This is a genomic window from Providencia sp. PROV129 (assembly GCF_028482245.1).
Lineage (GTDB): Bacteria > Pseudomonadota > Gammaproteobacteria > Enterobacterales > Enterobacteriaceae > Providencia > Providencia vermicola.
Map to the genome: position 1 here is coordinate 315970 of NZ_JAMPQD010000008.1, position 17732 is coordinate 333701.

The 17732-nt window shown below is 40.1% G+C and carries 16 protein-coding genes; 6 read left to right on the plus strand and 10 right to left on the minus strand.

What is annotated here, in order from left to right; genetic code table 11:
* The 3 genes from PSF27_RS06525 (at position 1) to PSF27_RS06535 (ending at position 1830) form a co-directional block, all read left to right on the plus strand.
* Entirely contained in the window at positions 1-447 is a 447-nt protein-coding gene (locus tag PSF27_RS06525) for a phage tail protein (protein WP_272681134.1), read from the plus strand.
* Positions 444-1547, plus strand: coding sequence for a phage late control D family protein (locus tag PSF27_RS06530; protein ID WP_272681135.1), 1104 nt, complete (start codon positions 444-446; stop codon positions 1545-1547). Before PSF27_RS06525 ends, PSF27_RS06530 begins: the two co-directional genes overlap by 4 nt.
* A gap of 64 nt (positions 1548-1611) precedes the next feature.
* Positions 1612-1830 carry an ogr/Delta-like zinc finger family protein gene (locus PSF27_RS06535; RefSeq protein ID WP_272681136.1) on the plus strand — a complete coding sequence of 73 codons (219 nt, stop codon included), beginning with the start codon at positions 1612-1614 and terminating at the stop codon, positions 1828-1830.
* A gap of 27 nt (positions 1831-1857) precedes the next feature.
* Here PSF27_RS06535 and PSF27_RS06540 read toward each other — a convergent pair whose 3' ends face one another.
* From PSF27_RS06540 to xerD, 8 genes are all read right to left on the minus strand, one after another.
* Complete coding sequence (locus PSF27_RS06540; protein ID WP_272681137.1) at positions 1858-2490, minus strand: hypothetical protein; 633 nt, start codon at positions 2488-2490, stop codon at positions 1858-1860.
* 351 nt (positions 2491-2841) lie between these two features.
* On the minus strand, positions 2842-6855 hold the full coding sequence (locus tag PSF27_RS06545) for a hypothetical protein (protein WP_272681138.1): 4014 nt from the start codon (positions 6853-6855) through the stop codon (positions 2842-2844).
* Between the two features lie 20 nt (positions 6856-6875).
* Complete coding sequence (locus tag PSF27_RS06550; RefSeq protein ID WP_272539132.1) at positions 6876-7424, minus strand: hypothetical protein; 549 nt, start codon at positions 7422-7424, stop codon at positions 6876-6878.
* An 838-nt stretch (positions 7425-8262) separates the two neighbouring features.
* Complete coding sequence (gene lysS / locus PSF27_RS06555; protein WP_206082640.1) at positions 8263-9777, minus strand: lysine--tRNA ligase; 1515 nt, start codon at positions 9775-9777, stop codon at positions 8263-8265.
* A 7-nt stretch (positions 9778-9784) separates the two neighbouring features.
* Positions 9785-10886 (minus strand): peptide chain release factor 2 gene (prfB, locus tag PSF27_RS06560; RefSeq protein ID WP_206082641.1). Its coding sequence is split into 2 segments (ribosomal slippage): positions 9785-10807 and positions 10809-10886, totalling 1101 coding nucleotides; the frame shifts between segments, so codons are not numbered across the junction.
* Between the two features lie 126 nt (positions 10887-11012).
* On the minus strand, positions 11013-12746 hold the full coding sequence (gene recJ / locus PSF27_RS06565) for a single-stranded-DNA-specific exonuclease RecJ (RefSeq protein ID WP_272539131.1): 1734 nt from the start codon (positions 12744-12746) through the stop codon (positions 11013-11015).
* Between the two features lie 9 nt (positions 12747-12755).
* A complete protein-coding gene (gene dsbC, locus PSF27_RS06570; protein WP_206082643.1) occupies positions 12756-13460 on the minus strand; it encodes a bifunctional protein-disulfide isomerase/oxidoreductase DsbC in 705 nt (234 codons plus the stop codon).
* Positions 13461-13477: 17 nt separating this feature from the next.
* Positions 13478-14380 carry a site-specific tyrosine recombinase XerD gene (gene xerD / locus PSF27_RS06575; protein WP_206082644.1) on the minus strand — a complete coding sequence of 301 codons (903 nt, stop codon included), beginning with the start codon at positions 14378-14380 and terminating at the stop codon, positions 13478-13480.
* Between the two features lie 117 nt (positions 14381-14497).
* Between xerD and fldB the strand changes: the two genes are divergently transcribed.
* Positions 14498-15016, plus strand: a complete 519-nt coding sequence (fldB, locus tag PSF27_RS06580; RefSeq protein ID WP_206082645.1) for a flavodoxin FldB — start codon at positions 14498-14500, stop codon at positions 15014-15016.
* Between the two features lie 55 nt (positions 15017-15071).
* On the opposite strand, the gene PSF27_RS06585 is transcribed toward fldB, so the two are convergent.
* Both PSF27_RS06585 and sdhE read right to left on the minus strand, forming a co-directional pair.
* Positions 15072-15533 carry a protein YgfX gene (locus tag PSF27_RS06585; RefSeq protein ID WP_272681139.1) on the minus strand — a complete coding sequence of 154 codons (462 nt, stop codon included), beginning with the start codon at positions 15531-15533 and terminating at the stop codon, positions 15072-15074.
* Positions 15463-15729 (minus strand): FAD assembly factor SdhE, encoded by a 267-nt coding sequence (gene sdhE / locus PSF27_RS06590; protein WP_206082647.1) that lies wholly within the window; start codon positions 15727-15729, stop codon positions 15463-15465. The genes PSF27_RS06585 and sdhE overlap by 71 nt, the downstream gene beginning before the upstream one ends.
* A gap of 250 nt (positions 15730-15979) precedes the next feature.
* Here sdhE and ygfZ point away from each other — a divergent pair, with 250 nt between their 5' ends.
* Positions 15980-16966, plus strand: a complete 987-nt coding sequence (gene ygfZ, locus PSF27_RS06595) for a tRNA-modifying protein YgfZ (protein ID WP_272681140.1) — start codon at positions 15980-15982, stop codon at positions 16964-16966.
* A gap of 11 nt (positions 16967-16977) precedes the next feature.
* Positions 16978-17598: an HD domain-containing protein gene (locus tag PSF27_RS06600; protein WP_206082649.1), complete on the plus strand. Its 621-nt coding sequence runs from the start codon at positions 16978-16980 to the stop codon at positions 17596-17598.
* Positions 17599-17732: the final 134 nt, after the last annotated feature.

Sequence of the window (17732 nt, forward strand, 5' to 3'; positions counted from 1 at the left end):
ATGGCAATGGCAGCGCTAGGCTTGTTCGTTTTTCAGCTCAATACAACCCCCTACCAAATGATGCAGATTAACCAAAAATACCGCTATGGGGCGAATAACCGTTTCGGGAAGCGCCCTGCGGTTCAATTTATTGGCCTTGATAACGACGATATCACCCTCAGTGGCACCTTATTGCCGTCACTGACGGGCGGCAGATTATCATTGCTCGTATTAGAGCAAATGGCAGAAACAGGCCGTGCATGGTCGCTAATTGATGGAACGGGAAATATTTACGGTATGTATGTGATTGAAGAAATCACGCAGTCAAAAAGTGAGTTTTTTGTTGATGGAGCTCCCAGAAAAATTGATTTCACCTTAAAGCTTAAGCGTACGGATGAATCACTGTCTGAAATGCTTGGGGATTTAAATCAACAATTAAATGATATTCGTGGGGCGCTGCCACTATGAGTTTTTTAACCAAAGATGAGCTAACCCCCGCTTTCGCCCTTGCAGCAGGCGGTGAAAATATTAACGCCCAAATTCAAGGGCGTTTAATGTCATTAACCATGACAGACAATCGCGGCTTTGAAGCTGACCAGTTAGATATTGAGCTGGATGATAGCGACGGACAACTCGCCTTACCCAAGCGAGGTGAAACCCTGTCATTACACCTTGGCTGGAAAAACTCACCGTTGATTTACAAAGGAACATTTACCGTTGATGAGGTTGAGCATAGCGGCGTGCCTGATAAACTCACCATTCGTGGGCGCAGTGCGGATTTTCGAGACACCTTAAACGTCAAGCGAGAGCAGTCCTATCACCAGAAAACGCTTGGCGATATCGTGCGAACGTTGGCTGAGCGCAATAAGCTGAAACCTGTCATTGATGAAAAATTAGATAAAATCAAGCTTGCCCATATTGACCAAACCAACGAATCGGACGGCTCATTTCTAACGCGAGTAGCGAAATCAGAGGGGGCAATCGTTGCGGTTAAAAATGGAAATTTACTGTTTATGAAGCAAGGCCAAGGCTTAACTGCCAGTGGTCAGCCTATTCAGGCCATGCACATTACCCGTTCAGTGGGCGACGGACACCGCTTTTCACTGGCAGACCGTGGTGCATACACTGGCGTTGTGGCTAATTGGCTAAACACCCGAGAACCCCAAAAGAAAAAAGAAGTCATTGTAAAGCGAAAACGAAAAAGTAAAAAGCCTGCGAAGCCAACAGAACCCAAAGAAAAACAAGGGGAATATTTAGCGGGGGAGCAAGGGAACGTCTTAACACTATCCCACACTTATGCCACTAAAGAGAATGCCGCTCGCGCAGCAAAAGCCCAGTGGGAAAAAATCCAACGTGGTGTGGCCTCATTCTCAATTCAACTGGCGGTAGGCCGTGCGGAACTATACCCAGAAATGCCGATCACAGTCAGTGGGTTTAAACCTGAAATTGATAATGCAGATTGGACATTAACGCGAATCGTCCATTCATTGAATGATAGTGGCTTTACTTCAGCTTTAGAGTTGGAGGTTAAGATTTCAGATTTGGATATTGAGGATGCAGAAAACTAACACTGTATAAAAACCCATGTTATACTCTCTTTAATATCAACATCATGACAAAAGGTACAACATCATGATGAATTGCCCTCTTTGTGGTTTTGCTGCACATACTCGTAGCTCCTATCAAGTCTCTTCTGAAACGAAAGAACGTTACAACCAATGCCAAAATATTAACTGTGGCTGCACATTCACAAGTCATGAATCGGTGAATAAAATTGTCTGCCGTCCAACAATCGAAAACTACGTTGATCCCCACCCAACGAAATATCACCAAACCACATTAGCATTATAAAAAATGCCCTCATTTGAGGGCGTTTACTTATTTATTTGCTTTCAATAATTCATCAAAAAACTTGTCAAAGCCTTTCTTGCCGCTGTCGTCATATCGCAGCTCGTTAAACTGATTAGAAAAAGAGCAGCTCTCATCAGTAATATCGCTCAGCTCATTAATGGGGATATATTTTTTAGTGATTTCTAATAACTGAGGTTTTGTAATCGTCACGGTATATTCAGGGCTGCCGCTTAATTTCTTTTTATCTGAAATTAGATAAGAAGTTACGGTGACGGAATCATTTGGCGTGTTAATCAAGCTGCGATAAACACCATAAACAACAGCACGTTTAGCTAATAATTCTTTTACATCAGTGAAGTCGCCGCTAACTGCTTGCGGAGATAATCTAACCTTTAACGGTGACTCACTGATAATTTCGAGTGAGTTATTTTCAGGATAATAATCACTGAAATATTCCATTGCATCATTCATTGTTGCATAAACTTCATTTTGCTTTGTGCAATCATCGCTTGATTTTAGATACGTTGCAGCAAACGCTGAACTGATACCCGCTACTAGTGCAAATGCAGAAAACACAGAGCAAATTAAAAGTTTTTTTGTTTGAGCCATAAAGTTACTGCTCAAAGTGTTTTTTACATTATCAAAAAATGTTCTAGGCATTATCTATATCTATCCTCTTGTTGAATTTGAGATAAATTAAAGACTGATTTAATTAGTAAGTAAAGTCCCTCATAGAGAGGGACTAAAGTCAATAATGGTCGAACGTGGACAAATCGAGGACACCGAACAAATAAAATCATTAATTAACAAATGGTTATGCTTTTATTTTGAACACATGCCCTGTCAGTTATAGTAATTTATGATTTAACTATAATCTGGCAGAAAGGCAACCCAAAGTCCCTTCCTTTATTTCACTTTTAACTATTTTTCATCTCCAATTACTCGCCATAAAAAAAGGCAATTTGCCTGAATGACAAATCACCCTTTCAAAAACCTAAACGAATTCTTTGGTTATTTGACTTTCATGATCTTCAAGTCAATGATAGACATAGAGTTTGGTGGTATTTCACCTGGAACTCCCTCTACCCCATAACCACCTTCTGGCTTAATATAAACTTTCACCATCCCGCCTTCCCCTGCACGTTCAACAAACGAATTTAATGGTGTCGGTAATTCATTATAAGGCAGCGTCACAGGGTTTTTATCCGTATACATGACAGTAACCGTTCCATCCGTTAACTGCTCTCTCATAATAAATGTGATGTCTTTCTTTTTAACATCGTTAATCGGCGTACCACGCTGAATAATTTTATAGTATGTATTATTATCCAGCTTACTGTATTTTTGTGCCGTAATATCTTGAATTATTTTCTGATTTTTCTTAGCATTTTCTGCGGCAACGACCTTGATATCTTTACTTGGTGGCACGCGTCCTGCTAGACCTGCGTTCGAGCCAGTGTTACCTTTCGCTTTTAATGCATTATTTTCGTCTTGCAACAAAGTTATACGACGATTTAAATCCATAATTTGTGATTTAAGTACCTCATCACTTGAGAATGATTTTTGCTTCTCTAACTCAGCCTGTAGTTTTTTCAATTGCTCTTGCGCAGAAGCTAATTCTTTTTGTGCTTTAGTTGCAGAATCCAATTTTTGAGTATCTAATTTCAAAGCACTAATTTGTTTATTTGCATCAGCCAGTTGTGACTCAACCTCTGCTTGTTTTTTAGCCTTAGCCGCTATTTCATTTTCAAGCTTGCTAATTTGCGATTCTTGTTCTTTTGTTTGTTTTGCAAATTGTGAATTTTGTAATTCGAGTTTTTTTCTTTCACTTTCTTGTGCCATAAGTGCATCTTGAATCGCTTTTTTCTCTGAATCAAGTTTACCCAAAGCATCTTCTTTTTGCTTCAACAACGCTAACTGCTTATTCAAATCTGCCGTTAATTCTTTTACTTGCTGGTCACTTGCTTGACCAATTAATGCCGTTTGTTTTTCAACGTCTTTTTGCAGTTTTTGCAAGTTATCATTAGCTTGAGTCAACTGCTTCTGAGCCGACACATAATTTTGCTCATTTTGAGTTAGTGTGGCCTGGAGTTTCTGCAGCTGTTTCTGGCTTTCTGTATATTGTTTAGAAAGCGTATTTTCAGCTACTTGATGCTCTTTTAATTGCTGTTTAGCCAGTGCAAGCTCAGATTCTAGCGTAATTTTTTGAGCAACTTTAGCCGATTGCTCAACGAGTGACGCTTGGATTTTATCTGCTTGCAGTGTTTTTTCTTTCAATTGAGCAGAAAGTTGCTGATTTTTTTGCTCTAATTCTTTCGATGTTACTTGCTGTTTCGTCAATGCCTCTTTCGCTAAACGGCTATCTGTCTCTGCTTTCTTCAAGCCATCTTCTTTTTGCTTTAACAATGCAATTTGTTTATTTAAATCGACAGTTAATGCTTTAATTTGCTGATCCGTAGCTTGGTTCATTAATGCAGTTTTGGTTTCTATATTCGCTTTTAACGTTTTAAGCTCTAAGTTAGCTTTGTTTAATTGCTCTTGCGCAGCAACATAATTTTGTTCATTTTGGCTTAATTTGGCTTGCAACTCAGCCTGCTGTTTTTCACTATCAGCCACTTGTTTAGCTAACGCATTCTGTGCATTTTGGTGTTCAACCAATTGTTTTTGCGCCAATGCTAACTCACTTGCCAAGCTAACTTTGCCTTCCGCTTTAACTGTTTGAGCAGACAATAATGCTTGAATTTTATCTGCTTGCTGAGCTTTTTCACTCAATTGTGCGGCTAATTGTTGGTTTTTTTGCTCAAGCTCTTTGGCTGCAGCTTGCTGTTTGGCGAGCGCATCACGGGTTGATTGGCTTTCTACTTGGGCTTTTTTCAAATCGGCTTCTTTCTCTTGAAGTCGCGCAACTTGCTTATTAAGATCAAGCGTTAATGCTTTGATTTGTTTATCGTTCGCTTGCTCCATTAATGCAGTTTGTTTTTCAACGTCTTTTTGCAGTTTTAGCAGGTCTGCATTAGCTTTGTCCAACTGCCCTTTAGCCGTTGTAAAATTTTGTTCATTTTGGCTTAGTTTCGCTTGTAGCTCAGCCTGCTGTTTTTCACTGCTTGCCAGCTGTTTCGCCAGCGTATTTTGCTGTGATTCATGTTCAGCTAACTGTTTCTTCGCTGCCGCTAATTCTGTTTCTAACGCGGCTTTATCCGCAGCCTTCGCCGTTTGTTCAGCTAATGCAGCTTGAATTTTATCGGCCTGTTGTGATTTTTCTGTTAGTTGCGCGGCTAATTGCTGATTTTTCTGCTCAAGCTCTTTGGCTGCAGCTTGCTGTTTGGCCAGCGCATCGCGGGTTGATTCGCTATCTGCTTGCGCTTTTTTCAACCCATCTTCTTTTTGTTTCAGCAACGCTATCTGTTTATTTAAATCAGCCGTTATTGCTTTCACTTGTGCATCACTGGCTTGATTTAGTAATGCCGTTTGCTTTTCAACATCTTTACGTAACTGCTGTAAATCCGCATCGGCTTGCTTCAACTGAGCCTGGGCAGTGGCATAATTTTGTTCATTTTGGCTTAGTTTCGCTTGCAGCTCAGCCTGCTGTTTTTCACTTGAAGCTAACTGGGCCATCAGCGCATTTTGTGCTGTTTGTGACTCTTTTAACGCTTTCTCTAATACAACTTTTTGCTCTGCTTGTGCTGTTTTTTCAGTTAAAGACGCCTGGATTTTTTCCGCTAGCTGTTCTTTCTCTGCTAACTGAGCTAACAATTGTTGATTTTGCTGCTCTAATTGTTTGGCGTCTGCTTGCTGAGCACTCAAAGCCGACTGGGCAACATCTTTTTCATTTTTTGCAGTATTTAGTTCAATTTCTTTTTGTTTGAGTAATTCTTTTTGCTGCAAAAGTTCATTGGTCACTAATTTCACTTGCTCATCTGAATTTCCTGCAAGCTGTAATTGGTTTTTAGCATCCAGCTCTAATTTTGCAATATCTGCCGTTAACTGCTCAATTTTTAAATTTGCAGAGGCATACAGCTCCTCTTTCTCAGCAAGTTGTTGTTTGATTTTAGATTGTTCAATTGCACTTTCATTTAATTGTTTTTCAAGTTGAGCAATCGTTTCTTGGGTTTGCTGATTCTCTTGGCTAAGCTGCGTTAAATTATTCTGTTTCTGTTCAATCGTTTTTTCCGCTTCTGCCAGTTTACGATTTAGCGTATCAATTAACGATTGATCATCTGAAGATGAATTTAATAGTGCTTGTAATTGCGCAATTTGATTTTTATTTTGTTTAACATCGTCATTAAGCTGATTAATTTCAAATTCTTTTTCTGCAATTGTCTGTGTTAATTGCGCGATACTCTTATTGTGGTTAATTAGCTCAGCGACAAGTTGTTCATCATTTAACAAATTGTTATACGAAATAAGTTGTCCTACACCTTGTGCAATACCAAATTTATACAAATTGGTTAGCTGCTGGCGTTCAATTAATTTTGCAAGTTGTTCAAGATAGGCTGAGGTATCTATTCCTGAGGGTCTGGCAAATTTAGAAGAATACAACCCAAGAGGATCGAGAACTAACTGATATTTAGCAAAGTCCCTTGCTAAATATTCAGGGCTCCATTGGTTACTTTGAAAAAAGTATGGATAGGATGAGAGTAAAATTGGCGCAGACGCGTTATCTGTTGTCACCGCACAGACATCAGAAAAAATCGTTTTTTCTGGTTCTGTTGGCGTCACTTTAGCCGAATCAACTTGGCTTGCCGATGCTACGCCAGACTTTCTTTTACCCGTAGTTTTCCCTTTGGTTCCTTTATTCGCTGCCGCAGACTTTTGTTTTTCCTTTGGCGCAGGCACTGTCGAGAGTGAAGAGAAAATATCGTAACCTTGAGCTTGTGTATTAACTGGCTGTTGTTGTTGTTTTTGCTCTTTTACTTTGCCTTCGCTTTCCAATTGGAGGTAAGTGTCAAAATCATCAATAACGCTATTAAATTTGTCTGCTTTTGGAGCATGACTAAAAAATGTCGTAACAAGTGCCAGCGACACACAAAGCCTAAGGTTTATTCTCATAATCCACTAATTTTCTTCAATGTTGATTCGGTAGACAATACTGAGTTATAGCGAACTTTTGCACAGAGTACTTTCGTTTTAGATTCAATCGCCATTTGCAGTAATTCAATTGTGTCAGGGCTAGCAGTGCCTTCAACTTCTCTGTAGAGACGATTGATTTCACTAACCTCTTTGAATGAACCTACTAAACGGTTGTAATCCTTTGGCGAAAGTGTTTTTAGTGCGTTTAATTCCTTAACACACGTATTTAGGTGAGCAAATGTTTGTTGATCAGCGCCACTTTGTCCATAAGTTGTTGACGCTATTGGTGTACGATTAATAGCGCTATTTAAAACTTTTTGTGATTCTGGATAAGAATCATCAGCTTGGGTCGCACTTGCTGATGGTTGCTCAGCAGCAGGGGCGGTATTTGCTGTTACGGTTTGTTTACTTGGGGTATTCGGTGTTGCTGTATTGTATGTGTCTGAGCCAAATGTACAGCCAGAAAGAAGAGCCGTACCTGCTATAAGCAAAGATGCAACATGAAATTTATTTTTTAAAAACATATGGTTACCTTACCAGTACTTTTCTTCGCTATTATAATGATGTCCAAGAAACCTAGTGTAAGCTAAAAGTTAGCTATTTTCTATAAGTCCGAATGTAGAAATAGAGTCATCTCATAAATTTAGATTAAAATAATTTTAGTTTTAAACTTATTTAATCGCTACCCTTTCGTAACTTTTATGAGCTTATTCTTATTAATACACCAAGACAGTCATAAATTAACACATTTAAGGTGCTATTTAATTATATTATGTTATCCAAACATTATTTTACTAGTTTATGTAACCATAAACATAACAGCTCAATAACACAAAACCCGCGTTCTTTTTTATCTTCCTGTTGTAACACTTACTAACAAATAAAATAGTTTTTTGTTACACAAGAAGAGTGTTTTAAGCACTCTCACAGTATCTGTACTGCTTTAAAAACATTTCAGTGCAACCACTTTACTTAAAAACTCAAAAACAAGTAACTTACTTGGAATTCATTTATAAAAAAGACAGCGAACAATAAATTTCATGCATTCTCAATAGGTTATATTTCAAAAAACCAACATATACCATACGTAGCACTTGTGTAATTATACCAACTCTTTGGAATAATTACTTATACTAAATTGATACTATTCGTAACTCAAATTTATTTTTAACATTATTATATAGACTACTTTCTGCTAATTAGCGAATACGAACAAAAAAAAGACTGGCACATATTATGTTGATATTAGATTGATAGGCTTGAGGAGTCGCAAGATACGTAGAATAAAAAACAAGGAAAGTTTGAACATATTAAGAGTAAAATGATGTGCCCAGTATTATCTGGGCACAAAAACAACATCGGCTATTTTGTCGGACGTAATGCTGGGAATAAAATAACATCACGAATGGTATGACTGTTAGTGAATAACATCACCATACGGTCGATACCAATACCAAGACCTGCAGTTGGCGGTAAACCATGTTCTAAAGCAGTAACATAGTCTTCGTCATAGAACATTGCTTCATCATCACCTTCGTCTTTTTGACGAACTTGCTCAGCAAAACGTTCTGCTTGGTCTTCTGCATCATTTAATTCCGAGAAACCATTACCAATTTCACGACCACCAATAAAGAACTCAAAACGGTCAGTAATAAATGGATTGTCATCATTACGACGTGCTAAAGGTGAAACTTCAGCAGGGTATTCAGTGATAAATGTTGGTTGAATTAAGTGGCTTTCAGCGACTTCCTCAAAGATTTCACACTGGACACGACCTAAGCCCCAACTTTTCTCAATCTTAATACCTAATGATTTTGCAATCTCAACGGCCTTATCCATATCGTCTAAATCAGCCACATTGGTTTCTGGACGATATTTACAGATAGCTTGCTTCATGGTCAATTTAGTGAACGGCTGACCAAAATCAAACTGTTGGTCGCCATACTGAACGACTGTGTTGCCTAACACTTTTTGTGTCAGTGTACGGAATAAATCTTCCGTTAATTCAATCAAATCACGGTAATCTGCATACGCCATATAGAGTTCCATCATAGTGAACTCAGGGTTATGACGAGGCGATAAACCTTCATTACGGAAGTTACGGTTAATTTCAAAAACGCGTTCGAAACCACCGACCACTAACCGTTTTAAGTACAGTTCTGGTGCGATACGCAAATACATATCGATATCTAACGCGTTATGGTGCGTGATAAATGGACGTGCTGATGCGCCACCTGGAATAACTTGCATCATTGGGGTTTCCACTTCCATAAAATCACGACCAACCATGAAGTTACGGACTTCAGCTAAGATTTTAGAGCGCACAATGAAGGTGTTACGTGATTCATCATTTGCAATCAAATCCAAATAACGCTGACGATAACGTGTTTCTTGGTCTGATAAACCGTGAAATTTATCTGGCAATGGACGCAAGGCTTTGGTTAACAAACGTACTTCATGACAATGAACAGTGAGTTCACCCGTTTTCGTTTTAAATAAACGCCCTTTCGCACCTAAAATGTCACCCAAGTCCCATTTTTTGAACTGTTCGTTATAAACGCCTTCCGCTAAGTCATCACGTGATACGTAGATTTGAATACGGCCACCAACATCTTGCAATGTTGCAAATGAAGCTTTACCCATGATACGGCGCGTCATCATACGACCCGCGATAGAGACTTCAATATTCAAGTCTTCCAGCTCTTCCGATGACTTTTCACCATACTGAGCATGGATTTTGTCTGAAAGATCTTCACGACGAAAATCATTTGGGAATGGAATTCCTTTTTCACGCAACGCCGCAAGTTTTTCTTTACGGGTTTTAAGTTCGTTATTCAAATCGGGAGCCTGTTCTGCACCCTGTTGCTCTTGAGACATTTTTCCCTCACAGGCCAGCTTTTAAACTAGCTTCAATGAATTTATCCAAATCACCATCCAGTACGGCTTGCGTGTTACGCGTTTCCACACCAGTACGTAAATCTTTTATTCTTGCATCATCAAGGACATAAGAACGAATTTGGCTTCCCCAGCCAATATCTGATTTGTTCTCTTCCATCGCTTGCTTGTCCGCATTTTTCTTTTGCATTTCCAGTTCATATAGCTTCGCTTTTAACTGGCGCATTGCTTGGTCTTTATTTTTATGCTGCGAACGGTCGTTCTGGCACTGCGTCACAATATTCGTTGGAATATGAGTAATACGTACCGCTGACTCCGTTTTGTTTACGTGCTGACCACCCGCACCTGAAGCGCGGTACACATCAATACGTAAGTCCGCTGGGTTAATTTCGATATCAATATCGTCATCAACTTCAGGGTAAATAAAGGCTGAGCTAAACGAAGTATGACGACGCCCGCCCGAGTCAAATGGACTCTTACGAACTAAACGGTGAACCCCAGTCTCTGTTCTTAACCAGCCGTAAGCGTAGTCGCCAATAATTTTCACTGTCGCTGATTTTAGACCCGCGACATCACCATCAGATTCTTCAATAATCTCGGTTTTAAAGCCCTTCGACTCCGCCCAACGCAAGTACATACGTAATAACATACTTGCCCAATCCTGAGCTTCAGTACCACCAGAACCCGCTTGTAAGTCGATATAGCAATCAGCGCTGTCGTATTCACCCGAAAACATGCGGCGAAATTCCAATTGCTCTAATTTGCCTTGTAGTAATTCAAGCTCCGCCCCCGCTTCATTGAAGGTATCTTCATCGTCAGCCTCAACGGCCAACTCCAATAAACCTTCAACATCCTCAAGACCTTGTGTTAGTTGATCGATTGTTTCAACTATCGCCTCAAGAGATGAGCGTTCTTTACCAAGAGCTTGCGCTCTTTCTGGCTCATTCCAGACATCGGGTTGCTCTAGCTCTGCGTTGACTTCTTCTAAGCGTTCTTTCTTGGCATCATAGTCAAAGATACCCCCTCAGAACCGATGTCCGATCAGACAGGTCCTGAATCTTACTTTTTACTGGGTTTATTTCAAACGTCATTTTCAATATCTTATGGTTGGTCAAAATAATTTTTATTTACAAACCGATTAGTATAACGGAATTTATCTCAGGTTTATAGCACCCTAAAACGCTATTTCATCCCATACTCATCGATAATATTTGTGTTTAATCAGGCCAAATATGCTCAACCATTAATTGTACGCTTCGTTGCCCTCGGTATTCATTTACATCGAGTTTAAACGCAATTTTAGCTTTCTTAATGCTGTTATCTGGCCATCTGCGCACATCAATGTTAAACATAATTGCATCCAGCATTGGACCACCATTGGCAGGTTCTACCATCAGTTTAAGGTGGCGCTCTCCCACTAACCGTTGCTGTAATAATAAAAAGTGTCCGTCAAACACGGGTTCGGGGAATGATTGCCCCCATGGCCCGCTTTCACGAATTAATTCTGCGGTTTCTAGGCAAAACTCGTTGCGAGACAGCTCACCATCGCTCCAAACAACACCCGCTAATTGTTCTGGTTTAATGAGCTCCCCCATTAAACGCTCAAAATGATGCTTAAAATCCTCAAATTTACTTTCGTCTAAAGTCAAACCCGCAGCCATCGCGTGGCCACCAAACTTTTGCATTAATCCAGGTTGCAAGGTATTTAAACGTTCAAGGGCATCACGCATATGCACACCTTGAACTGAACGCCCAGAACCTTTGAGTACGCCATCCCCTGCGGGAGCAAATGCAATCACAGGCCGATGATATTGCTCTTTAATTCGAGATGCTAAAATCCCAACAACCCCTTGATGCCACTCAGGGTGATAAATGGCAAGGCCATTGGGTAGTTGATTATCACTGTACTCAAATTTGTTAAAAAGCACCGACGCTTCGTGCTGCATTCCCTGTTCAATTTCACGACGAGTTTGATTTAACCCATCTAATTCGTTAGCAAGCTCCCTCGCATAAGCCATATCATCAGTCAGCAGTAATTCAATACTCACAGACATATCATCCAACCGACCCGCCGCATTCAACCGTGGGCCAAGGGCAAAACCAAAATCATTGGCAACTAGCCTTGGTAAATCACGCTTTGACACCTCAACGAGTGCCTTAATACCTGCGCAGCAACGCCCTGCTCTAACACGGTTTAATCCTTGGTGAACCAGTATCCGATTGTTGGTATCAAGAGGTACCACGTCCGCCACAGTGCCTAATGCCACCAAATCAAGATATTCGGCTAAATTAGGTTCGCTTAACCCTTGTTGGATAAACCATTCTTTTTGACGTAAATGTGCGCGCAGTGCTGACATTAAATAAAATGTCACCCCGACGCCTGCTAATGATTTTGAGCCAAAGTGACACTCATTGAGGTTTGGATTAATAATAGCGTCGGCTTCAGGCAGCGTTTCTCCTGGCAAATGGTGATCGGTAATAATGACATTAATCCCATATTGCTTTGCAACGACTACACCTTCATGAGATGAAATACCATTATCCACGGTGATAATTAAATTTGCCCCCCGCTTGTGTGCTTCTTCAACCACCAGCGGTGTTAAACCATAACCATTTTCAAAACGATTCGGTACGATATAATTTAAATTGGCATAACCCATCGATTTTAATGCACGAATAGCCAGTGCTGTACTTGTTGCACCGTCCGCATCAAAATCCCCTACAATGGTAATGGATTCGTGCTCAGTCAGTGCTCGGTAAAGTAAGGCAAGTGCATTCTCAATGCCTGATAGCGAACGATAATCCAGCAAATTTGTGGCTTTACGCTCCAGCTGAGCCATATCCGTAATACCACGATGCAAGTAAATACGCTGCAATAATTCAGGGAGCCCTGGAAGTTGAGCAGACTCACCATCAACGTGCCGTTGTCGTAAAAAAGTTTCTACATTCACAATAATTAACTATTTTTCGTCGAGTAATTGAATAAGTGCATCAGGTTTTAGGAAGCCAGGTAACATTTGACCATTAGGTAAAATAATCGCGGGGGTGCCAGTCACTTTAAATAAATTAGCTACATTCATATGCTTACTTAGATCAATTTTACAGTTGTCTATCATAGCGATTTCTTCCCCCTTAAACGCTTGTGTTAACGCATTTTGTGGTAAGCCATTACACCAAATAGACGCCATCTTTTTACCTACATCACTTTGGGCCCCTTGACGAGGGTAAGCAAGGTAACGCACCGTCACACCTTTACTATTAAGTTCGCCGACAGTTTCATGGAGCTTTTTGCAATATCCGCAACTAATATCAGTGAAGACAGTGACCACGTATTTTTCTTGTGGCGCTTTAAAATAAATCATTTCATTTTTAAGGGCTTCAACCTTTTTCATTAGCGGCTGGTTACTAATATTCACGGGGTTTTTTCCACTCATATCGTAAATTGGCCCTTGAAGTAAATACTTACCATCATCCGTAATGTAGACGATACCCGTCGTCGTTTCGACCACATTCAACCCAACGATAGGTGAAGGTTTAATTGACTCCACTGTCATATCGTATTTTGCCAATGTATCACGAATGACTATCTCTTCCGTTGCACTGTATGCGTTCGCGGTAATCGCAGCAAAACAAGCCACCGCCAGTAATAGCAATTTGCGTTTCATTAATAATCCTTTAATTGTCATCCTCTTGGATGATGTTGTTCATGTAGCGCGCGTAATCGTTCAGTCGCAACATGGGTATAAATTTGCGTTGTTGATAAATCGCTGTGGCCTAATAACATCTGTACGACACGTAAATCTGCCCCATGGTTCAATAAATGTGTTGCAAAGGCATGTCTAAGGACGTGAGGCGAGAGTGATTCTGCATCAATTTGTGCCAGCACCGCGTAGTACTTTATTCGATGCCAAAATGTCTGCCGGGTCATTTTTGTTCCACGTTTACTCGGAAACAAAATATCACTAGTTTTACCCTTTAATAAATCAGGGCGACCTTCATCAATATATTTTTCCAGCCAATATATTGCCTCTTCCCCCAAAGGAATCAATCTTTCTTTATCGCCTTTACCGACAACACGAATGACGCCTTGGCGCAAACTAATGTCAGAAAACGTTAAACCAATCAGTTCAGAAACACGTAAACCGCAGGCATATAAAACCTCTAGCATGGCTTTATCCCGCAATTCTAGGGAGTCTTCTGTTGCAGGCGCATTTAATAAATCATCGACTTGTTGTTCACTGAGGTCTTTTGGTAATCGCTGCGGTATTTTAGGTGCTGCAATGACAGCTGAAGGATCATCGCTACGCAACTTTTCTCGATATAAGTATTGAAATAGACGACGCATCGCGCTTAATAAACGAGCAGAGCTAGCGGCCTTATAACCACCATCAATACGTTCAGCGAGAAAAGATTGCAAATCAATTGATTGAACACTCTCTAAATGTAAATGATGCGCATCAAGCCATCTATCTAGTGATTGAAGGTCATTACGATACGATGCTAATGTGTTTTCCGCTAAATCCTGTTCAAGCCAGATTGTATCAAGAAATTGCTCAATTAATGGATTAAGGTGTTTTGTTTCCACAGCTAATTCGTTTCCTTTGAATAATACCACACGATTCTATTATGCCTGAAAGGGGGGGCTTCTGTTACAATACCCCTCTTGTCATCAAAACCATAGCTGGACGTAGTAATAATATATATGAAAATAGGCCTTTTTTACGGTTCTAGCACCTGTTATACCGAAATGGTTGCTGAAAAAATACGTGATATTCTCGGTGATGATTTCGTCACACTGAATAATGTTAATGATACTCCCCCCAGTGAAATGGAACAGTATGATATTCTAATTTTGGGAATACCCACCTGGGATTTCGGTGAAATACAGGAAGACTGGCTAGAAATTTGGGACGCACTTCCCAACCTTAACTTAACGGGCAAAATTGTTGCTATGTACGGGTTAGGCGATCAAATAGATTATAGTGAGTGGTTCCTCGATGCATTAGGGTTGCTATACCATCAACTTAAACCGACGGGCGTGCAGTTTATCGGTTTTTGGCCAACCGAAGGATATACTTTTGATAGCCCAAAACCTTTAAATGAAACAGGCGATATGTTTGTGGGGCTTGCGCTTGATGAAGTGCACCAATTTGAACAAACTGATGAACGCATTGCCCAATGGTGCGTACAAATTTTACAAGAAATTGAAGCGTCCCTTTAAGACGCAATTCTGGCGGTAAATATTGTTCCTACTTAACTATGGATTGAACTCACTTTTAAATATCTGGGTATTGGAGCAATAACTGATTGAGATTCCGCCAGTTTTCTTCTGAAACTGAATCTCTGGCAACCCACAAATGAATCTTCTGCGCCTTTCCTTGCAGAGCTTCCAGTGTCAGTAATATACCATAGCGGCTCAGCCACGGCGTTTTCACGATATTCCATTCGTTTTTCTTCCATTGAACTTTATTACCGTTTACCAGTACAGCAACACCTTTTATTTTGCTGATATTTTTTTGGCTTTTAGCCCAACTAGCCACCACAACAACGAGTAATGGCAGCCAAAACACAGAATTACCTTGTGACCATGGAGCCAATAGCAAAAATATGCCAACGACACCATGAACACAGGTAGAAAAAAATTGTGTCTTCCATGAAATGGAGAGATTAGATTTCCACAGGACCACGATTTTTATTTTTTTCCTGAATAAGTTTGACCATACGGAACAACTCGTCATCCTCAGGACGACCGTGATTCATTAACCAATTGAATAAGTCTGGATCCGCACACTCTAATAAACGAACAAAAATTTGTTTGTCGTGTACCGTTAAGCTATCGTATTCATACTCAAAAAAAGGCATGATTGAAATATCTAGCTCACGCATTCCACGACGACAAGCCCAATGAATTCGTGCTTTATTCTCAATATCCATTCCACTACGACCTTTTGTTGCAGTTAACTGATAAGATTGATTATTTTCAATACTCTAACAGATTATCTGCGAAGAAAACATGTCATAGACTACATTGTTGTAATTTTAGTAGTAAAATGCCGTTTTTCTACAAACAGATGATAAAAAAATCCGAGATAATGCAAGCTGCATCATAATAACTACTTGCAATGTTATCTAGCTATTTTACCATTAAGCACCTTTAATCTATCCAAGAACAACAGGTGAAATCATGACTACCCACATTGATAGTACACAGCAATTTCCCCTTGAATCTCAGTCTTTACCACTCGTTTTGATTTCACTGGAAAACTGGGAACTTATTCATCTTGCAGGCCTCGATGCAGAAAAATATCTGCAAGGACAAGTAACTGCAGATATCACCACACTGGGACAAGCTCATACTTTAACAGCACATTGTGACCCAAAAGGAAAAATGTGGAGTGACCTACGCTTATTTCATCATTTAGAGGGTTTTTCTTATTTGCTTAGGCGCAGTGTTGCAGACTCGCAATTAGCTGAGCTTAAAAAATACGCTGTTTTCTCCAAGGTAACTTTTGAGAAAAAAACCGAGATAAAATTACTCGGTGTTGCAGGAAAAGGGGCAAGAGAAGCACTCGCAACGTTATTTACCACGTTACCTGATGAGCAAAACCAAGTTGTCTCTGAGGGTGATGCTACGTTGTTGTATTTTTCATTACCTGCTGAACGTTTTTTAGTATTAGCCACTGAGGACGTTGCACAAAAAATGGCTGAAACATTAGGTGCTACTCAAGTCAATGATGACCAATGGCTCGCGTTAGATCTCGAAGCGGGTTTCGCAGTTATCGACCAAGAAAACAGCGCACAGCACCTGCCGCAAGCAACTAATCTGCAAGCACTTCCTCACGGGATCAGCTTTAAAAAAGGCTGCTATACTGGCCAAGAAATGGTCGCTCGAGCAAAATTCCGTGGTGCCAATAAACGTGCGATGTATTTATTAAAAGGCTCTGCCACAACACTTCCAGCTATTGGCGAAGGTGTAGAATGGCAATTGGGTGACAAGTGGCGCCGCACAGGAACTGTTCTTGCCGCTGTTCGCCTAGGTAATGGTGAAATTTATGTGCAAATCATTATGAATAACGATATGGAAGCCGACAGCATTTTTCGTGTCATGGCTGATGAACAAAGCCATTTAACCATTGCTGCTTTACCTTATTCATTAGAAGAAGAACATTAATTGAGGTTTTTATGTCATCTGCATTAAGTAACAAGCCCATTGAGGTGGTTAATTTTGGGGCTTTTACTGAAGTCGTCCAATTTTTAATGGAGCTCGATAAGCTTAAAAGTATTTATCGTAAAAATAAGCTACTCAACCGTGAACGCCATGAAAATACCGCGGAGCACAGCTGGCAATTTGCCGTTGCCGCAATGAGTTTTGCGCCTTATGTTCAAGGCGTGAATATAGAACATGCAATTAAACTGGCTCTCGTGCATGATATTGTTGAAATTGATGCGGGCGATGTATTGGTTTTCGATAATGCAGCTCGTGATGCTATTCATGCAGAAGAAGTCAAAGCCGCAAACCGTATTTTTAATCTTTTACCAAGCCCACAAAATACAACATTGTTAGCACTGTGGAACGAATACGACGCATTAGAAACCCCTGAGTCGCTCTATGCGAATGCGATTGATAGAGCCATGCCAATGCTGATGAACTTGCATAATCAAGGTCAAAGTTGGGTCGAAAATCATATTCGCCTCGAACAAGTACTCAGTAAATGTGATTACATTGAGCAAATACTTCCTGAGTTCTACCAACAACTTAAGCAACAATTAGAGCTTGCTCAACAAAAAGGTTGGTTGCTTTAATTAATCGGCTAAAGCGGCTTTTCTGTCGCTTTAGCCTAATCCAGAAAGCATCTCTTCACTTACCTCCTCCTTAAATAAAACTAGCCTAATTAATAGCCATTTATTAAATCAAATTACACTATACTTAGATAAAT

Coding starts and splice junctions, on each gene's coding strand:
- PSF27_RS06525 (WP_272681134.1), top strand. CDS start 1: ATGGCAATGGCAGCGCTAGGCTTGTTCGTTTTTCAGCTCAATACAACC.
- PSF27_RS06530 (WP_272681135.1), top strand. CDS start 444: ATGAGTTTTTTAACCAAAGATGAGCTAACCCCCGCTTTCGCCCTTGCA.
- PSF27_RS06535 (WP_272681136.1), top strand. CDS start 1,612: ATGATGAATTGCCCTCTTTGTGGTTTTGCTGCACATACTCGTAGCTCC.
- PSF27_RS06540 (WP_272681137.1), bottom strand. CDS start 2,490: ATGCCTAGAACATTTTTTGATAATGTAAAAAACACTTTGAGCAGTAAC.
- PSF27_RS06550 (WP_272539132.1), bottom strand. CDS start 7,424: ATGTTTTTAAAAAATAAATTTCATGTTGCATCTTTGCTTATAGCAGGT.
- lysS (WP_206082640.1), bottom strand. CDS start 9,777: ATGTCTCAAGAGCAACAGGGTGCAGAACAGGCTCCCGATTTGAATAAC.
- dsbC (WP_206082643.1), bottom strand. CDS start 13,460: ATGAAACGCAAATTGCTATTACTGGCGGTGGCTTGTTTTGCTGCGATT.
- fldB (WP_206082645.1), top strand. CDS start 14,498: ATGAAAATAGGCCTTTTTTACGGTTCTAGCACCTGTTATACCGAAATG.
- PSF27_RS06585 (WP_272681139.1), bottom strand. CDS start 15,533: ATGACGAGTTGTTCCGTATGGTCAAACTTATTCAGGAAAAAAATAAAA.
- sdhE (WP_206082647.1), bottom strand. CDS start 15,729: ATGGATATTGAGAATAAAGCACGAATTCATTGGGCTTGTCGTCGTGGA.
- ygfZ (WP_272681140.1), top strand. CDS start 15,980: ATGACTACCCACATTGATAGTACACAGCAATTTCCCCTTGAATCTCAG.
- PSF27_RS06600 (WP_206082649.1), top strand. CDS start 16,978: ATGTCATCTGCATTAAGTAACAAGCCCATTGAGGTGGTTAATTTTGGG.